Annotated in this window: 15 protein-coding genes; 5 read left to right on the top strand and 10 right to left on the bottom strand. The window is 54.1% G+C overall.

Annotated elements, in window-relative coordinates; translation table 11 throughout:
* The first annotated feature begins 3 nt into the window (after positions 1-3).
* On the top strand, positions 4-960 hold the full coding sequence (gene xerA, locus AB5Z20_RS00245) for a site-specific tyrosine recombinase/integron integrase (protein WP_368155764.1): 957 nt from the start codon (positions 4-6) through the stop codon (positions 958-960).
* A complete protein-coding gene (locus AB5Z20_RS00240) occupies positions 957-2,138 on the top strand; it encodes a restriction endonuclease subunit S (protein WP_368155762.1) in 1,182 nt (393 codons plus the stop codon). Before xerA ends, AB5Z20_RS00240 begins: the two co-directional genes overlap by 4 nt.
* Here AB5Z20_RS00240 and AB5Z20_RS00235 read toward each other — a convergent pair.
* The 3 genes from AB5Z20_RS00235 to AB5Z20_RS00225 are packed head-to-tail and all read right to left on the bottom strand — an operon-like array spanning position 2,110 to position 7,290.
* Complete coding sequence (locus AB5Z20_RS00235) at positions 2,110-2,673, bottom strand: restriction endonuclease subunit S (RefSeq protein WP_368155760.1); 564 nt, start codon at positions 2,671-2,673, stop codon at positions 2,110-2,112. The two genes, AB5Z20_RS00240 and AB5Z20_RS00235, sit on opposite strands and share 29 nt — an antisense overlap.
* Complete coding sequence (locus AB5Z20_RS00230) at positions 2,663-4,186, bottom strand: type I restriction-modification system subunit M (protein WP_368155758.1); 1,524 nt, start codon at positions 4,184-4,186, stop codon at positions 2,663-2,665. Before AB5Z20_RS00230 ends, AB5Z20_RS00235 begins: the two co-directional genes overlap by 11 nt.
* 14 nt (positions 4,187-4,200) lie before the next feature.
* Positions 4,201-7,290 carry a type I restriction endonuclease subunit R gene (locus AB5Z20_RS00225; protein WP_368155756.1) on the bottom strand — a complete coding sequence of 1,030 codons (3,090 nt, stop codon included), beginning with the start codon at positions 7,288-7,290 and terminating at the stop codon, positions 4,201-4,203.
* Positions 7,291-8,332: 1,042 nt separating this feature from the next.
* Here AB5Z20_RS00225 and AB5Z20_RS00220 point away from each other — a divergent pair.
* Positions 8,333-8,689: a hypothetical protein gene (locus tag AB5Z20_RS00220; protein ID WP_368155754.1), complete on the top strand. Its 357-nt coding sequence runs from the start codon at positions 8,333-8,335 to the stop codon at positions 8,687-8,689.
* Between the two features lie 28 nt (positions 8,690-8,717).
* Here the strand turns inward: AB5Z20_RS00220 and AB5Z20_RS00215 are convergent, their stop codons facing one another.
* The 5 genes from AB5Z20_RS00215 to AB5Z20_RS00195 form a co-directional block, all read right to left on the bottom strand.
* Positions 8,718-9,026: a hypothetical protein gene (locus AB5Z20_RS00215; RefSeq protein ID WP_368155753.1), complete on the bottom strand. Its 309-nt coding sequence runs from the start codon at positions 9,024-9,026 to the stop codon at positions 8,718-8,720.
* Positions 9,027-9,248: 222 nt separating this feature from the next.
* Complete coding sequence (locus AB5Z20_RS00210) at positions 9,249-9,431, bottom strand: hypothetical protein (RefSeq protein WP_368155751.1); 183 nt, start codon at positions 9,429-9,431, stop codon at positions 9,249-9,251.
* 676 nt (positions 9,432-10,107) lie between these two features.
* Positions 10,108-10,335, bottom strand: coding sequence for a hypothetical protein (locus AB5Z20_RS00205; protein WP_368155750.1), 228 nt, complete (start codon positions 10,333-10,335; stop codon positions 10,108-10,110).
* Positions 10,336-10,393: 58 nt separating this feature from the next.
* The gene (locus tag AB5Z20_RS00200) at positions 10,394-11,182 is read right to left on the bottom strand and encodes an ADP-ribosylglycohydrolase family protein (protein ID WP_368155748.1); all 789 of its coding nucleotides are present in this window, start codon (positions 11,180-11,182) and stop codon (positions 10,394-10,396) included.
* 143 nt (positions 11,183-11,325) lie between these two features.
* On the bottom strand, positions 11,326-11,778 hold the full coding sequence (locus AB5Z20_RS00195) for a helix-turn-helix domain-containing protein (protein ID WP_368155747.1): 453 nt from the start codon (positions 11,776-11,778) through the stop codon (positions 11,326-11,328).
* 197 nt (positions 11,779-11,975) lie between these two features.
* Here AB5Z20_RS00195 and AB5Z20_RS00190 point away from each other — a divergent pair, with 197 nt between their 5' ends.
* Entirely contained in the window at positions 11,976-12,245 is a 270-nt protein-coding gene (locus AB5Z20_RS00190; protein ID WP_368155746.1) for a hypothetical protein, read from the top strand.
* A gap of 94 nt (positions 12,246-12,339) precedes the next feature.
* Here the strand turns inward: AB5Z20_RS00190 and AB5Z20_RS00185 are convergent, their stop codons facing one another.
* Both AB5Z20_RS00185 and AB5Z20_RS00180 read right to left on the bottom strand, forming a co-directional pair.
* Positions 12,340-12,933, bottom strand: a complete 594-nt coding sequence (locus AB5Z20_RS00185; protein ID WP_368155744.1) for a hypothetical protein — start codon at positions 12,931-12,933, stop codon at positions 12,340-12,342.
* 226 nt (positions 12,934-13,159) lie between these two features.
* Entirely contained in the window at positions 13,160-13,771 is a 612-nt protein-coding gene (locus AB5Z20_RS00180) for a hypothetical protein (RefSeq protein ID WP_368155742.1), read from the bottom strand.
* A gap of 363 nt (positions 13,772-14,134) precedes the next feature.
* Here AB5Z20_RS00180 and AB5Z20_RS00175 point away from each other — a divergent pair, with 363 nt between their 5' ends.
* A complete protein-coding gene (locus AB5Z20_RS00175) occupies positions 14,135-14,986 on the top strand; it encodes a zinc ribbon domain-containing protein (protein ID WP_368155740.1) in 852 nt (283 codons plus the stop codon).
* Positions 14,987-15,279 lie beyond the last annotated feature (293 nt).

The following is a 15,279-nucleotide window of genomic DNA, read 5'->3' as shown; positions in this document are numbered from 1 at the left end:
AGCGTGGAAACCGTTATCAATACCGTGCTTTCGGAAATGCAGGGCCTTCTCGACCCACACCAGCTCAAGCATCTAGCCATCACACTTAGGCAAACGCTTGGACCAAAACAGGCAGAGCCAGGGCAAGACCTGCTCTCGCTATTTCTCACCGCTAAAGAAGTTGAGGGATGCTCGCCTAAAACTATTGCATACTATGAGGCAACTTTGCGGCATATGAACGCGGCACTTGCTAAGTCCTATACGCAGATCGAAAGTGATGACCTGCGACGCTATCTCAATGATTACGAGATGGCTCGCGGTTCCAGTAAAGTCACAATCGATAATATACGTCGCATCATGTCGAGCTTCTTTTCGTGGCTTGAGGATGAAGACTATATTGTTAAAAGCCCTGTAAGGCGTATTCGCCGCGTCAAAACTGCTCAAATAACCAAAGAGGTGTTAAGTGACGAGGAGCTGGAGATCTTGCGAGATGCATGCGAATCCAAGCGGGACCTTGCCATCGTTGATCTTCTCTCTTCGACCGGCATGCGCATTGGCGAGCTTGTGCGACTCGACAGGAAGGACGTCAATTTGCACGAGCGCGAATGCCTTGTAATGGGAAAGGGAAATAAACAGCGCCCTGTTTACTTCGACGCGCGCGCCAAGTTGCATCTCACGGAATATCTTGCGAGCCGTGCCGACAAGAGTCCTGCGCTTTTTGTCGCACTCGATTCCTCAGCTCGACGTATTACGGTTGGGAACATAGAGCTCCGCTTGCGTGACCTAGGCAGAAGCGCTGGCATTAATCGCGTTCATCCGCATAAGTTTCGCCGTACGCTTGCTACCCATGCTATTGACAAAGGAATGCCCATAGAGCAGGTGCAAAAGCTGCTAGGCCATGCGAAAATAGACACCACCATGCATTACGCCATGGTAAACCAGAACAATGTAAAGGCTTCGCATAGGAAGTATTTGGAATGATTGCCGAAAGTGAAGAAGTATGCGTTGAGGATCTTATTGATGAGATTGCAATGGGACCCTTCGGCTCAAATATTAAGACTGATTGCTTTGTCAACTCCGGTATTCCGGTATTTAATGGATCGAATCTAACTGGCTTTGAGACGAACGACACTGCGCTGCGCTATGTCACTCCAGAAAAAGCAAATTCCCTGGGCAACGCATTGGCCTCGCGTGGCGATATCGTAATAACACACCGTGGAACGTTGGGCCAAGTCGCGATGGTCCCCTATGACTCCAAGTATCCTCGCTACGTCATTTCGCAAAGCCAATTTCGCATTCGCTGTAATGACAAGGTGCTACCGAAATTTTTTGTCTACTATTTTCATACTCGAGAGGGGCAATGGCGGTTACTTTCGAATAAAACGCAAACTGGCGTTCCGGCGTTGGGGCGTCCAACGAGTACTTTTCGCAAGCTGTCAATGCCATTGCCCACTTTTGAGAAGCAAGCAAAAATCGTTCAGGTGATTGATACCATCCAAGAGAAAATCAAGAACAACACAAAGCTAAATGGCTATTTAGAAGAACAGTGCGAAGCGGTTGCCAATCACGAAAAAGGCCTCGCTGTCGAGCTTTCCTCGCTATGCGATTTAGTGAAAGTAAAAGCCGATTACAATGAGGCTGACTTTGATACCTACGTTTCAACAGAGTCTCTGCTCCCTGGCAAGAAGGGTAGGCAGGCACCGTCGTCCCTGCCCCAAACCGGAAAAGTTACGGTCTACAAGGCCGGGGACATTCTGGTTTCGAACATTCGCCCATACTTTAAAAAAATTTGGTATGCAGACCGAACTGGAACCTGCTCGGGTGATGTCCTAGTGTTTAGAGCCAAGCAGCCGGAGCAGTCCGGTTACCTCTATTCATGCATGCGCAGCGATGCTTTCTTCGATTACGTCATGAAGGGCGCAAAGGGCACAAAGATGCCAAGAGGGGACAAAAAGCAGATGCTCACTTATAAAGTTGCGAGTAATCCAAGTGGAGCAACCGTTGATTTTATTGAATCAGCGCTTAGCCAAGCATCAAGCTCAAGTAAAGAGAACCATCGTCTTGCCGCTCTTCGTGACAATCTCCTCCCTAAATTAATGTCAGGAGAAATCGACGTCTCGAAGGTCGATCTCAAGCAGCTAAATAGCCATTTAGGTTAGCGTTGGCTTCGATTTTTTTTGTTAGAAGTTCAGCTATTAACGCTATTTTTCTCTGCTGTTCAATATCTGGCAATTCGAGCCTAATTCTTTTGAAATTCTTTGTTGGCTGGGCTAAGGCTGGTACTCCCGTTTGATTTGCAAATGCAAGAAGCTTGCCTCGTCCCTCTCTGGTGTGAAAATAGAAAACGAGATATGGAACATATACTTTTGAAGTGTCGAAGGTCACCTTAAACTGCCGTTGAGAGCACAAATATTCTTCGTAGGCAGAATCCTCTGGGATATAGGCGATTTGTCCGAGTGTGCCGCTGATTGTGACAACTACATCACCTCTTTTAGCAATTGAACGCGAGAGTGACCTCGCTTTTTCTTCAGTAACAAACTTCGTAAGGTTGTCTGTAACCTTAAATCCCTTTAGATTTGCGCCATCAATAATGGGGAAACCAGATGGGACAAAACAAGATACCTTTAGATTTGAACCAAAAGGTCCTGCTGCAATATCGGTGATTACATCGGAAAGAACGATCTCAGAATCCATACCCAATCGCCTCCAAGTTCTTCTTAATTTGCTCCTGCAAGCGGTTGGACTCTTCAAAGCACTTTGAAATCTCGCTGGTCAGGCGTGCCATCTTCTCTTCAAATGGTTCGCCGTCGTCTTCGGTTTCGGCAATGCCTACGTAGCGGCCGGGTGTCAGAATGAAATCTTGTTTAGCGATTTCGTCTAAATCAGCTATAGCGCTGAAGCCTTTCTCGGGTTCGAGCTCGCCCTTACGGAAGGCGTCGAAAGCGCCCGCGACCTTGTTGATGTCCTCTTCGGCAAACTCGCGCAGCTTGCGCGTCACCATCGTTCCCATCTCGCGTGCGTCGATGAACAATGTCTTTCCTGGTTGAGCCTTTTTCTTATTCAGAATCCACAGGCATACGGGAATTTGGGTGCTGTAGAACAGCTGCCCCGGCATGGCTACAATGCCCTCGACCAGATCGTCCTCTACGATAGCGCGTCGAATATCGCCCTCGCCGCTCGTCTGGCTCGAAAGCGACCCGTTTGCCAATACGAGGCCAATCTTGCCCGTGCCGTTAAGATGCCAAATCATATGCTGCATCCAAGCGAAGTTAGCGTTGCCCGTGGGCGGCATGCCGTACTTCCAACGTACGTCTTCCTGCAGCGCTTCGCCGCCCCAGTTCTTGAGGTTGAAGGGTGGGTTTGCCAACACATAGTCAAACTTTTCATTCTTGTGCTGGTCGGCGCTGAAGGTGTCTGCATAGTTGCCCAAATCGGCCTCGATGCCGCGAATACCGAGGTTCATCTTTGCGAGCTTCCACGTGGTAGGGTTGCTCTCCTGGCCAAAGATGGTGATGTCCTGTACCACGTTGCCGCCATGGTGCTCGACGAAGGCGGCGGACTGCACGAACATGCCTCCGCTGCCGCAGCAGGGGTCGTACACGCGACCGTGGAAAGGCTGGAGGATTTCAACCAGCGTGCGCACGATGCACGACGGCGTATAGAACTCGCCGGCGTTTTTGCCCTCCATTGATGCGAATTTCTGCAGGCAATATTCGTATGCGCGCCCTAACAGGTCTTTCTCGCTCTCGTTATCGGTCATTTGTACGTTTGTGAATAAGTCAACGACGTCGCCCAAGCGCCTCTTGTCTAGTTCGGGACGAGCGAAGTTCTTGGGCAGCACGTCTTTGAGCTTGTCGTTCTCGCGCTCGATGGCGCGCATGGCATTGTCGATGATCTGGCCAACTTCGGGCGTATGCGCCGCCTGTGAGATGTTCGCCCAACGTGCTTCTTCGGGAACGAAGAAGACATTCTGCTCCATGTAGCAGTCACGATCTTCCTCGTCGCCGTAACCCTCTGCGACGAGCTCTAGGTAACGTTCGTCGAAACGGTCCGAGAGATACTTCAGGAAAATGAGGCCTAATACGACGTTTTTGTACTCGGCAGCGTCCAAGTTGCCACGCAGCACATCTGCAGCGTTCCACAGTTGATCCTCAAAGCCAACGTCGGCAGTGTTCTTCTTGGTGTCCTTAGCTTTGCTTTTAGCCATGCTGTTTTAGCTCCCTATGCTGCATTGTCGGCCCAGAGTTCGCACTGATCCATCACGGTGGCCAGTGCCGACTCCATGCCCTCTGGCGGATACTTATGATGTTTGAGCAGACGCTTAATTGCAACACGCATAGCAGCGCGTGCACTTTGCTTCTTCTGCCAATCGACCGTGCGCATTTCGCGCATCTTCGCAGCGAGCTCTTGTGTGATGGCGACCAGCTCGTCATTCCTCTCGCGATAGTAATCGGCGACTGCTTGCGGTTGTGTTAGCGCCTCGTAAAACGCAAACTCTTCTTCGCTAAGCCCAAGCTCCTTTGCCTTTTGGTTTTCGGAAAGCATCTCTTTCGCCATCTTGAGCATTTCTTCGAATACCTCAGCGTTTGTGAGCTGTCCATTTAGATAGCTATTTACCATGCTTTGCATGAGTTCTGAGTACTTCTTTGCCTGCGTTACGCTCTTCTTACGGTAGCCCTTGATCTGGTCGTCGATGAGTTTTTTCAATAACTCGTAAGCCAAGTTCCTCTCTTTCATACGCGAGAGGCTCGACAGAAACTTGGGATCAAAAATCGAAACCGTTTCGTCTTCCACCTTAAACAGGTCTATTACGCCGTCGGTATGGACGATGTTCTGTTCGAGCAGTGCATTGATGCGCTCATTTACCTGCTTAAGGGTAAGTTTGCCTCCGTTTTTGCTGCGGGTGCCGCCCTGCTCGGTGAGCTGAAGGATGAGCTCTCGAACAACCTGGAAATAGCCAGCCTCGATGCGCTGCGTGTCTGTTGCGCGACTTTTGGCGAGTCCATAGGCTTTGAGCATGACTCCTGCCTGCTCAGCAAAGTCGCGGACGGTATCTTCGTCGCCGGGTGCAAGGATATGATTTACTCCGCCCGTTATGAGCTCGCTTCGACGTGCGGCGGACTCGGTGCTCATGAATTCCGAATAATCGTACCCAAACATCTTGTCGCGGCAGACCGCCAGTTTTTCCAAGAACTTTGGATAGGCGGTTTTCCCGATATCCATGTCGCCGTATTTCTTTTGGTCGCGTTTGGTGTAGTCCTTCATGGCGCGTTTAAGAGCGTTGGCTATGCCTACGTAGTCAACAACCAATCCGCCAACCTTGTCTTTGTATACTCGGTTTACGCGTGCGATTGCCTGCATCAGGTTATACCCGCGCATGGGTTTATACACATACATAGTGGCAAGGCTCGGCACGTCAAAACCGGTGAGCCACATGTCCACGACGATTACGATTTTGAGCGGATCGGCGTCATCCTTAAAGCGCTTTGCCATCTCCTTCACATGGGCCTTATTGCCTACGACGTCGAACCACCACTCAGGGTCCTGATTGCCCATGGTCATGACAACGCCGAGCTTGCCCTCGTCCTTCCAAGAAGGTCGCAGCTCGCATATGCGTTGATATATAGCCATGGCGGCGGGGCGCGAATACGCGACGATCATCGCCTTGCCGGTGAGTTCGTGCGCACGGTTGGTCTCGTAGTGCTCTACGATGTCCTGGCATAGGGCATCGATGACTTCGGGTGCACCTAGAACGGCGTCCAGATTTGCAAAGTTACGCTTGCTTGCGTCGATGGTTTCGGCGTTAGCCTGTTCGGTGAGCTTTTCGTACTCATCGTCAACTTTTGCAAGGATGCTCTGATCCAGTTTGAGCGCGACGACGCGGCTCTCGTAGAATACGGGTCGAGTTGCGTCGTCCTCTACTGCCTGAGTCATGTCGTAGACGTCAATGTAATCGCCGAAAACCTCGCGAGTCGATCGATCTTCGGCAGAAATAGGGGTACCGGTGAAGCCGATGAAGGTCGCATTCGGAAGGGCGCGGCGGATGAGCAACGCGGTGCCCGTGTGCTTCTTGCCGTCACGGTCGTATTTCTCCTCGAACCCGTACTGCCCGCGGTGCGCTTCATCCACCATCACGACGACGTTCTTGCGCTCGGAGAGGGCGATGACCTCCTCCTCGAATTTCTGCATAGTGGTGAAAATGATGCCGTTGGCGCGGCGGCTCGAGATCTGCTGCGCAAGATCGGCGCGGCTCTGCGCCTGAACGGGCATCTGGCGCAGGAAATCTGAGCATCTGGAGAACTGCGCGAACAGTTGCGAGTCGAGGTCGTTGCGGTCGGTAATCACCACGATGGTCGGGCTGTCGAGTTTCTCTTCGAGCAGATGGGCAAGGAAAACCATCGAAAGCGACTTGCCCGAGCCCTGCGTGTGCCAGAAGACGCCGCCCTTGCCGTCGCCGCCGATGGCCTCATGCACGCTCTCGAGCGCTTTGTTCACCGCGAAGTACTGATGGTATCCCGCGAGGATTTTCGCGTCCTCGGAGAACAGAATGAAGTTCTTCAGGATGTCGATGAGCCGCTCCTTGGGGAACATGCCGTCCAGAGGGGTTTTCCAATCGGCGTACTGGGTGGCCTCGTAGCTCCCATCGACGCTCTTCCACTCAACGAAGCGTGACTCGTTGGCGGTGATCGTGCCAACCTTGGTGTGAAGCATGTCACTGGTGACGCAGAAGGCGTTGTACACGAAAAGCGATGGAATCTGTCGTTTGTAGTTTTGAATCTGTTGGTAGGCATCTTCGCTGTCAGCGTCGGCTCGAGCGGGTGACTTCAATTCAAAGAGAACGAGCGGAAGCCCGTTGACGAATACGATGACATCTGGACGTTTGTTGGTGCCACACTCGATGTAGGTCCACTGGTTAACAACGTGGAAGCTGTTCTTTTCGGGATTGCCGTAATCGACTAAGCGCACGATGTCTGTATGCTCTTCTTTGCCGTCAAACCAGCTTGTCTCCACACCGTTCTGGAGCATGTCCATAAAGATGCTGTTCTTGGCGATGAGGTCGCTGCCCTCGATTTCCTTTAGTTTGGTAATTGAGGCATCAATCGCGCGTCGATTGAGCGTGGGGTTAATGCTCTCAAGAGCGGGCCCAATGACGTCAGGTAGGAAGGCATCGTCAAACGCGTCGGAGGAACGAGCGACATCAGGTCCATAGAGGTACTCGTACCCCAGATTCGTTTGCAAGTGGTCAATGATGCCTTGTTCGAAAGCATCCTCATTAAATGACGTTGAGGAGCTGTAATCGACAGCAATCATGCGCACTCCTTACCTTATGCTTCCACGACGTTGGTGAGCCTGTCCACCATTGCATTCTAGCAGTTAATCTTGCATATATTGGTATATCTGACACCCGTTAGTTGCCATTTGACTTATCGGTTGATCGCGCCAGAACGACAATAGGTGGCAAGGCTTTCTCAGTTATTTAAATCGACTTCTCTTTATGGGCGCTCGTGTTGTGACAGCTGCCCAAGCGCTTGCTTAAAGCTGTTGTTGGTGATCTTGAGATCGTTTCCCGCTTGCATTTTAATGAGTTTCGGGCCGGGGGCGATGACGGGTGTGGTGCGATGGTGCCAAGAAAAGCGCCTAGACCTGGGTGAAGAACCGAGGCCGCGGGCGCTTTTCTATTTCTTTGGTCGCATGGATTGTCTGTTCTGTTGGCCGCGCCGGCGTTGTTTCTTTGCTCTCTTTCGCGCGGTATCCGCTTGTGGCGGTGGATGTAAATAAACGGTGGAGCGACTGCAAAAGAGCCGCTTCGCTGGGTAAAATCAGGATGTGCCGCGGAACCCGCTCCTCAGCTAGTCACACTTCGGAAGCGCGGGCAACGCAGGTGCTATCGTCTAAAGGGCCGGCTGCAACCGGCCCTTTTCATGACTCCCTTCGCTATCCGTTACTGCTTATATTCCCGCCAGATCGAGTAGAGGTTCTGGGCAATGCCGGTCACATGCATTGAGAGGCGCAGGATTTCAAGAAACAAGTTCATAGGCTTCACCCCAATCGGAGATCGGAGCGTTGCCCGCAGGCGGATTCCGCGGCGGCCAGGATTTCACCTCACAGGCCGCGGTGGGAGATATCCGACCTCTGCGTTGGAGCGGTGCCAATCTGGCTGGTAATCAATCGAAATGACGCGACGGAATGAGGTTGGATGCCATCGACGAGTACGATATCGTTGAGTTTGTCGGTTATGCAGATGGCAAAAAAGGACAGTATTGTGCCGTCTGCTTCTGTGGTCGTGACATTGCCATTGTCAGCCTAGACAAGTACGTACGTGTTGCTCTGTTCAAATGCAAGGAGGGCTACAGTGATTGCTACGCCTCACTATGGAATAAGGTACACAAGTGATCTGACCGGTGAATACAGCGAGTACGTCATCGACTCCGTTGACCTCCTCAACCTACAGCTTGCGCCGCATGGGATGAGCTTCTTTTTCGACACGATAGACGTTCACCAGCAGATTATCGGCGGTAAGCACTGCTGGGACATGTTCGGCTGGGCCATCCCAAACGACGAGGTATCCGAGTTTGAGCCGATTTGGCTGGCCGGCGAGGACGAGAAGCTTGAAGGCTACAACGGCTATGTCTGTGCAAGCTGGGAGGACCGCGACGGTCGGCCCTATGCCGTCATCGACGGCAGCCTTCTCGAAGATGCTTGCGCGTGACCGCTTGGGAACGGGTGGGCCTCCAGCCCTATTCGATGTCGTCGAATTGACGTCTATTCATTTGGCTTTTTGGGCAGTGCTGAACTTGTTGGTAATCAAACTCGTCCCAGCCTTCGAGCATCGAGACGATCTTGTCTAGGTACTCATCCGTCAAGCGTTGATAAGGCTCGTTGTCCCTGATGTCCAGGGCCGTTAGCTCATGGTCCGGCTCTGGAATCTTCGCAATCTCCGCCTTCAACTCGTCGACGAGGCGCTCATATTCCGCGACCTGGTCGTCGGTCGCACTGTATTTTTCCCTTGAATAGTCAGCGTAGCCATTTCTAGTCAGCCATTCCATGACGTTGTGCTGTTGATCGTCGTTCGCTTAGAACGACATGTCATTTCCGTATGCTCTACTATAGCTTGCAAGTGCCCTGCTGCCGGCAGTCAATTCGTAGTCGCGTGCCTCGTCAGCGTGTTTTGGGGCAGTGCCGATTTAACTGACAATTAAACGGAGGATGGTCGCGCCGCGTTCACGCGGCATGAAAAAGGCCCCGCCGGGGCGAGACCTTAAACTGTTCTAGTAGAGTGCCTCGGGCTCAGGCTTGAGCTTGGATGGCTTACCGATCTTCAGGCACTTCTCTATCTCGGCGATAGGGTCGCTCATGCAGTGGGCGTAGCACCTCTCATGGAAGGTCTGCTCATACTCACGCATAAGGCGCTCCAGCTTCGCGCTGTCCTCCTTGCTGAGGTAGATGTACATGTCAGCCTCTTCCCAACTTGCCAAACATCTCATTGAATAATTTATCCGATTTTATGAAATAACGCCTTAGCTGATCGGCGGATTCTGGGCTGGTTAAGCCAGCACTGAAGAGCCTGACAAACGCCTTGAGCGCGATAAAGTCGTCGTCCCAGCTATAGCTGGGACACGACGTTCCGTTTTTGCATCGATTGTCAGCGATGCCGGGAAGGCGTCCGATGTGTCGACGTCGGCTCGTCCTATTAAGTGGACTCAAAAGCGTCCAATTCGATGCCAAGAGGGGGCTTTGTTAAGGGCATGCGATTGCCTTAAATCGGCAATAAAAAGCCGTCCCGGGGGACGGCTGTCGGCAAGCGCCCGGATTTGAACCGGGGTTTCCTCCATCAAGGGCACTCCAGGCTGTGCTACTACTTGCCTTGTCTATATTTTTCCCAGTCAGATAGGACCCTGTCAATCATTTATCGCTCGCTAGCCAACAGACGCGCTGGCTTGCCGCTGGGTGAGTTCTCATTGTGCAGAATGCGCGGAAAGTAGCACAGTATGAGGAGTTCCCTTGATTGAGGAGACGTAGGTGCAAATCCTACCGCCGCGTAAGCCGTCCTTCAGGACGGCTTTTTATGTGGATTGGAGATGGGCCGGCTGCAACCGGCCCTTTTCTGTGGCAGCCAATGGGCCTGCATCAGACGAACGTCGCGTTTTTGCCTGCCAGATCGTGCTCGCCGGCTATAGCGAGGATATCGTTGCCGGCGTCCATGACCGGTATTGTTTCGTAGCGTATTCCGTCTACCACGATGGCGCGCCATTCCTTTAACGGCAGCGGGGCTTCAAAGACTAGGACGGTGTATGGGCCAACGGTGCCCCGTTCTGTGGCAAACGGCCCCATGACGGTGCATTCTGCAATCGTCATTTGTCCGGTTCCCTCATGCCCCCATGTTGGCTGATGCCGCCTGGGCTGAAGTTACTCCCTAAAACAGGCACTGCTCAATCAGCTCCTTGCCGCGCAGGGTGTCGATCCACTCTTGCGGAATTGCGTCGATACCGTATGCCGTGCCGGCGAGGGCGCCTGCGACGGCTGCGGTGGTGTCGGTGTCGTCGCCCAGATTGACGGCGGCAAGCACGCAATCTTCGTAGCTGTTAGTGTTGACGAAGCACCAGGTGGCTGCCTTAAGCGTGTCGCGCACGAAGCCGCCAGACCTGATTCTACGCTCGGGCACGCCTTTCAGATGGAGTGCCCACGAGGGGAGCGCGTCGTTCATCACATCCCTCATCAGCTCGACAAATATGACGCATGCATCGGTCGACGTTCTGTGGGCGTGCGTTATCGCGGAGACCATGCTGACCTCTTCGTCCGTCGCATCGGTGAACGCCAGGGGAGCGATGCGCATGAGCGATCCGTTGCCGTTGTCGCGTTCGCCGGAGCCTCCTTTGCCGGCATGCAAGGCGCGGGCGGTCGTGCCGCCGTAATCGAAAACGCCGTCGATCGTATACTCGCCACGAGCAATCCAGCTTACGAACTTGTCGCGCATGTCTGCGGTGTCGATATACCCGAGCTCCCTAATCGAGTCACAGGTAGCAAGCGTCATAGATGTGTCGCCGCTCCAGGTTCCGGCGGGCTGCCCATGCGTGCCATAGCCGATCATGTCGGTGCATTCGAATGTGCCCCGAGGCCTGAACTCGTAGGGAACGCCCAGCGCGTCGCCGACGGCAAGCCCATAGATGCAGTCGCGCAGTGTTGTTTTCGGTCTGTCTGCCATGGGAAACACCTCTCGTACTTTGGATTGAGGATGTGCAGCTACCTGCGGCAATGTGTCCAGCCCAATTCGGAACGCAGTGAGTTCCGAATTGGGAGAGCTTGTCAGCTAATCTGACAAATGAAAAAACCCGCAACGCTATTGCTTTATACAGCAATAGGGACCTCTTTTGGGCGCCCTGCCTTTGGTGCGTCGGCGAGTCGTGCCTCGATGGAAGCTTTGGACACCATGCGCTTGGCGCCGTCCTTCCATGAATCCAACATTCCTGCATTTATCAGTTGCGATACCCGTGCTGAGCTAACACCGAGCATACGTGCGGCATCCGCTGCGGTGACGGCGGGGATGTCGCCGAGCTCGCGGCTGACGGCCACGGCGATAATCTTGCCGCCGTGTTGTGGCTGGTGTCCAAAGTCCGGCGCGGGAAGATCGACGCCGCCCATAAGGTGATCGTCGACCATACATGCGAGAAAATCGGCGGCGCTTTCGACGGCGTCGTTTAGGTCGGATCCGAACGTTCCTCCTCCGCCCAGCGAGTCACATGGCACAGCATCGACAATGCCGTCCGAATCAAAGAACTCGAATTCCCATACGTAAACCATGTAAGACCTCCTCCGATGCCGGCGATTTGAGGAACATCCTAAGAGCCCACCAAGCGCATCGAACACCTTTATTGTCTCTAGTTTAAAGCCTCGTGCGGACACGATTTGGCGCTCTGCGCACGACCGCGAAAAGGGTTTGCGGTGACTAAAATGTGGTCATAGAGATGGTTTTATCGAACTCCATGGGGGTGGCGCGCGTGGATAACAACACGTTGCTGTTTCACGATAAGGGTGCCGGCGTTTTCAAGGGAATAAGCATCTATCCCAATCGCATCGAGGCGGTCGTGAAGAACGACTTCTTCGGTACCCATACCAAGATCGTCTACCTCAAGGACATTACGGGTGTCAACGGGGTCAAGGGTAAGCGCGTGTTCCTCCGTAATAGGTTGCTGACCGCCTGTTCCTACAGGCTGAGCAGTCACTCCCAGGCTCAGGAATTTGTCAGCGTGCTCAATATGGTGATGTGACCGGGCGCTTTCGAACACAAAAAACCGGGATGCAAGGAGTCGCACCTTGCATCCCGGCTGAGCTAAAACGGCGCTGCTGCATGCCGTTGGAGCTTTAGCGCTTAATCTCGATATCCTCGAGCTTAACGTCCATGGCCTCGGTCTTGGCCTCGGCGATATCATCGGCAAACTCCAGGGACTTCATCATGGTCTCGACGGCGTCCTTGTGCTCCTCGACATTGTCGATGCGCACGTACACGCTGCCGCCGTCAACGTCGGTGAAGTACTCGGTCGTCACACCGCCCGAGTGCGTAAAGTAGGCGCTGCGCCAGGTCTTGCCGTTGTACTTAACGGGATCGCTCTCGGTCCATCCGGAGTTGGCCTTCCACTTTGCCTCGTAGTCAAACAGTTCATCGGCGTTCTTGTCAGGATCGAAGACGGGGATGAAGCGGTCGCTGGCATGCTCGCTCTCGGTGAACTTAAACTGGGCCCTGTCGGCCGTGTCGCCGGCAACGTCCGTGATTTCGACGCCCTCGGGGACTTCGACCTTAAACCAAATGAAGTCGGTCCTCATATCCACGGCTGGCTTTTCTGCTCCGCCGCCACCGCCACTTCCGGTAGCGCCGCCGCTGCCACCGCAGCCCACCAGGGCAACTGCGGCAAAGAGACTGATGCAGAGGGTGAGAATCGCAAAGGCCTTCTTTTTCATGGTCGTGTCCTCCTCGATCTGTAGCCGCCCATGGATTACCTGCCTTTACTGTACGCGCGAGCGGCTCGTTCAGGTGGGCCATGTGTCCCATTCTGGGGGCCTGATTTGCGCCGACAAGTGGCAATATGCTCGGGCGTAAAAGAGGGGAGGGCCGGCCGATCCGATCCTACCCTGGCTGGGCGTCCGATCATTTAATGACTGCGCATGCGATGCTGCGTGCGATCCCCTAATGCTTGATCTCGATGCTCGAAATCTCGACTTCGCGTGCCTCGGCAACTGCCTTCGCCATGTCATCGGGAAACTCGATGGAGTTGAGGAGCGCCTCGGCTTCTTTCTTATGCGGATCGAAGTTCGAGATGAGGACGTAGACGCTTCCCGGCTCAACGTCGGTAAAGAGGAGGGTTGAGACGCCGCTGTTGTCCTCGTACGTTCCGACGAGCCACGTCCTGCCGTTATACTCGACGGACCCGCCGTCCTTCCACTGGAACGTATCACCTTTCTTTTCTGCCTGGTCGGCGTGGGATTCCTCTGCCGTCAGCGCTTTTTTCCAAACGGGGATAAAGCGATCGGCCGAACCGTTCTCGTCTTCGGGGAAGGTGAGCTGGACCCTGTCGGCATTCTTGCCAGCGGAGTCGCTTACGCCAACGCTCTCGGGCATCTCGACCTTAAACCAGATAAAGTCGGTCTTCTTGGCGACGGGAGCTTTTTCCTTGCCCTCGCTCTTGGATGCGCTGCTGCCCCCGCCTCCGCTTGACGCACTTCCGCCGCAGCCGACAAGGGCAAATGCGGCAAAGAGGGCGATGCAAAGGGAAAGGATCGATAGGGTCTTTTTCTTCATGGTGGCGTCCTCCTTGTCTGCCGATGACATCACGGCGCCGCATGCTGTTGGGGTGCTGATTGCGCTGGCGGCGGATGTCTCTGTGTACTGTGCGGCTTATACCTCCGTCCATCGCTTGTGGCCGTTGCGCGGCCGTGCCCCAACGGGTTCCTTACTTATAGATATGCCCCAGCTTGTTCTGTCCGGGAGTCTCGAAAGGTGGGCCATATGTCCCATGTTTGCGTGTGCGGGCTTGCCGCAAGGTGGGCCTGGTGCTGGGCAAGCGTGCGGTTTGGTTGATGCTCCCAATGTTGCGCAACAGCGATGCTGGCTTGAGGTTTTAGACTTGGCTGTGACAAAAGCTAAACCACGAAAGGTCGAACGATGTTCTGTCAAAAATGCGGACAGCAAGTTCCCGATGGATCGACGTTTTGCACGCATTGCGGGGCGTCGCTTGCGGGTGGCTCCGCGCCGACGCCTGCGGCTGCTGCTCCGACTTCTGCGCCCACGGCCGGTCCGGGCCTGACCCAGTCGATGCCGTCGGTCGCGCCTGCACCTCAAAAGCCCAAGAGCAAGGCGCCGGTCATTATCGCGGTGGCGTGTGCCGCCGTGGTACTCCTCGGGGGTGGCACGGTGTTTGCGCTTACGATGCTCAACGGGTCCAAGAGCTCTGACACGCAGATTTCGGTGATCGATACCGGATCTTCGGACGAGAAAGATTCTTCTGCCAAGAAGAAGAGCGACAAGTCCAAGGCCAAGGAGTCTTCGTCGTCGGATGACGAAGCCGTTCCCGAGGACGAATCGGCATACTACGGCTCGGGCGATTCGGACGATTATCTAACCGACGTGTATACGTACACGAACGACATGCATCCTTATAGCATGTCGATTCCCAATCGCTTTGAGATGGAAGATACTCCCAGCGGCAGTGGCGCCAGGTATGAGGATCCGGAGACGGGTTTTGTGATCAACCTATTTGGCTACGTCAACATTAACGACGAAACTGCACACGAGATGTTCGTCGACGTGGACACCTCGGGCAAGGCCGACCTCTATACCGCAGAGGGCGACAACTGGTACGTGGTCTCGTGGTGTGAGGACGATACGATCATTTACGAAAAGACGATCGTCACGGATTCGACGATTGCCACGGCGCATTTGGAGTACTCGACTGCAAACCGCGACATGGGGTCGAAGATTATCGACACGCTGCTGCCGACGTTTCAGGTGGACTAGGCGCCCGTGCCTATAGCCGGCAATCGGAAACGCCGATAGCCAGAGCTCCTGATCTGTTACCGCCTATGGATTACCCGCCTTTACTGTACGCGCAAGTGACTCGTAAGGGTGGGCCATGTGCCCCGTGTTTGGTGCGGTGGGGCGGAGCGTGGCCGGGGCTGCGAATCTTGACGACGGACGCAGCCGGTTAGTCATCGTGGGTGCCTCGCCACAGCTTTTTGTGCAAAAAGGGGTCCGAACCTTTTGCGGTGCGGACCCCTTTGCGTTGCAACAAGTTGCTGCGGCGTGTTTCG

This window comes from Collinsella aerofaciens, from assembly GCF_040910245.1.
Taxonomy (GTDB): Bacteria; Actinomycetota; Coriobacteriia; order Coriobacteriales; family Coriobacteriaceae; genus Collinsella.
The sequence above is the reverse complement of the archived record's forward strand: the minus strand, read 5'-3'. Positions and strand labels throughout refer to the sequence as shown.